General features: G+C 70.0%; 2 protein-coding genes and 1 pseudogene. 1 reads left to right on the forward strand and 2 read right to left on the reverse strand.

All coding sequences use genetic code 11. The features are described 5' to 3' along the window. Positions 1-218 precede the first annotated feature (218 nt). Positions 219-1,376 carry an FAD-dependent oxidoreductase gene (locus RMP08_RS09735; protein ID WP_310468801.1) on the forward strand — a complete coding sequence of 386 codons (1,158 nt, stop codon included), beginning with the start codon at positions 219-221 and terminating at the stop codon, positions 1,374-1,376. A gap of 6 nt (positions 1,377-1,382) precedes the next feature. On the opposite strand, the gene grpE is transcribed toward RMP08_RS09735, so the two are convergent. Together grpE and hrcA are read right to left on the reverse strand one after the other, a co-directional pair. After that, positions 1,383-1,934 (reverse strand): nucleotide exchange factor GrpE, encoded by a 552-nt coding sequence (grpE, locus tag RMP08_RS09740; RefSeq protein ID WP_310468802.1) that lies wholly within the window; start codon positions 1,932-1,934, stop codon positions 1,383-1,385. Then, positions 1,931-2,320, reverse strand: a pseudogene (hrcA, locus tag RMP08_RS09745) (heat-inducible transcriptional repressor HrcA); the annotation flags it as partial. The gene grpE and the pseudogene hrcA, both read right to left, overlap by 4 nt.

Consider the following 2,320-nt stretch of genomic DNA (forward strand, 5'->3'; position numbering starts at 1 on the left):
CGACGGCTCGGTGATCCTGGCCACGGAAGTGTGCCCGGCGCCCGCCGCGCCGCCGCCGCCGCCGGCCTCGGGCCAGCGCGGTTGACGCGATGACCAAAGGCAGCGGCACGCCACCCGATGCGCCGCTGCCTGGACTGACACGCCGCTCGCTCCTCTCCGCTTCGGCGATTGGAGCGGGCGGCGTTGCATTGTCGCCCGCCATCCTCAAAGCTGCGCCGATGGGATCCAAGGATCATGTCGCGGTGATCGGCGCGGGCGTGTTCGGCGCATGGTGCGCGCACCATCTGAATTCCGCCGGCCACAAGGTGACTCTGGTCGACGCGCACGGGCCGGCGCACGCCCGCGCTTCGTCGGGCGGCGAGTCGCGGCTGACCCGCGCGGGCTACGGCAAGGACGCCATTTACACCCGCATGGCGCATGACAGCCTGGCCCAGTGGAAAGCCTTGAGCGCGGTCTCGGGGCTGCCGATTTTCCACCCCCACGGGGTCGTTTTCTTCGGCGCCACGGAGGAAGATTATTTCCGCGACGCGGTGCGCGTCCACGCCGAGCTCGGGCTGCCGATCGAGCGGCTCGACGGGCGCCAGCTGGCGCGCAAATTCCCGATGATCGACTTCACCGGAGTCGCGGTCGGCCTCTACGAGCCCGGCTTCGGCGCGCTGATGGCGCGGCGCTCGGTGCAGACCTTGGTCGACCGCTTCGTGCGCGCCGGGGGCAGCTACGTCCACGGCGCCGCGCGGACCCCGGAACCCGCCAACGGCCGCCTCGACCACATCACGCTGGCATCGGGCGAAAAAATCGCCGCCGACCGCTTCGTGTTCGCGCTCGGGCCGTGGCTGCCCAAGCTGTTCCCGGCCCTGCTCGGGAAGCGCATCGTCGCCACCCGCCAGGAGGTGTTCTTCTTCGCGCCGCCCGCCGGCGACCCGCGCTTCCTGCCCGCGGCGATGCCGGGCTGGGCCGACTTCAACCAAGGCGACATCTATTACGGCTTCCCCGACCTCGAGAGCCGCGGAGTCAAGTTCGCGCATGACGCGCACGGCGCGGTGGTCGATCCCGACACGCAGGACCGCCGCCCGAGCAAGGAAGCGCTGGCCGACGTGATCGCGTTCCGCGACCGCCGCTTCCCGCTGCTGCGCGGCGCGCCGCTGACCGAGGCGCGGGTATGCCAGTACGAGAACAGCTCGAACGGCGATTTCCTGATCGATTTCCACCCCGAGATGAGCAATGCGCTGCTGGTCGGCGGTGGCTCAGGGCATGGCTTCAAGCACGGGCCCGAGGTCGGCCGCCACGCCGCCGGGCGGCTGCTCGGGACGCTTCCCGCCGAGCCGCGGTTCAGCCTCGCGACCAAGAGCGAGACGCATAACCGCGAGGTGCACTAGCCCGGGTTAGTCGGCCGCCTTGGCCACTCCAACCAGCGCCGGGCGCAGCAGGCGGTCCTTGAGCATGTAGCCGGCCTGCATTTCTTCGATGATCGTGCCCGGCTCGGCGTCGCCGGTGGGAATCTCGACCATCGCCTGGTGCTTGTGCGGATCGAGCCGCGCGCCCTTCGATTCGACGCGGGTGACGCCGTTGCGGGTGAACGCCGCCTCGAGCTCGCGCGCGGTGGCCTCGATCCCGGCGAGGAAGTTGGCGGCGGTCTGGTCGGCGCGCAATTCGTCCGACACCGCCGCCAGCGCGCGGTCGAGATGGTCCTTGATCGCCAGCATGTCGCGCGCGAAGCCGGTCGCGGCATAGGCCGCGGCGGAGGTCTTCTCCTGCTCCAGCCGGCGCCGCACGTTCTGCGTCTCGGCGGCCGCGTAAAGCGCCTTGCTGTGCGCTTCCTCGAGCTGCCTCTCGAGCTCGGCCAAGCGGTCGTGCTCTGCCAGCTCGGGCGCCTCGGCGGCGGTTTCCTGCCGGATTTCCTCGGCTTCCTCGTGCAATTTGTCGTCCTCGTTCATGTCATCAATCTCGTCAGCGCTTTGGCGGTAAAATCTACCATGGGCACCACGCGGGCATAGTTCAACCGCGTCGGGCCGATCACGCCGACAACGCCGACCACCTGCCCGTTGCTCCCGCGATAGGGGGCGGCGATGACCGACGAGCCCGACAGCGCGAACATGCGGTTCTCGCTGCCGATGAAGATGCGGCAGCCCGGCGCGTCGCGCGCCTCGCCCAGCAGGCGCGCGATTTCCTGGCGGTTCTCGAGCTCGTCGAGCAGCAGCCGCACGCGCTCGAGGTCGGCCCCGGAATGCTCGTCGATGAGATGCGCCTGGCCGCGCACGATCAAAATCGGGCGCCGGGCATGGTCCTCGCTCCATGCCGCGAGGCCCGAGCCGATCAGCTC

Source organism: Sphingomonas sp. (assembly GCF_031426035.1).
Lineage (GTDB): Bacteria > Pseudomonadota > Alphaproteobacteria > Sphingomonadales > Sphingomonadaceae > Sphingomicrobium.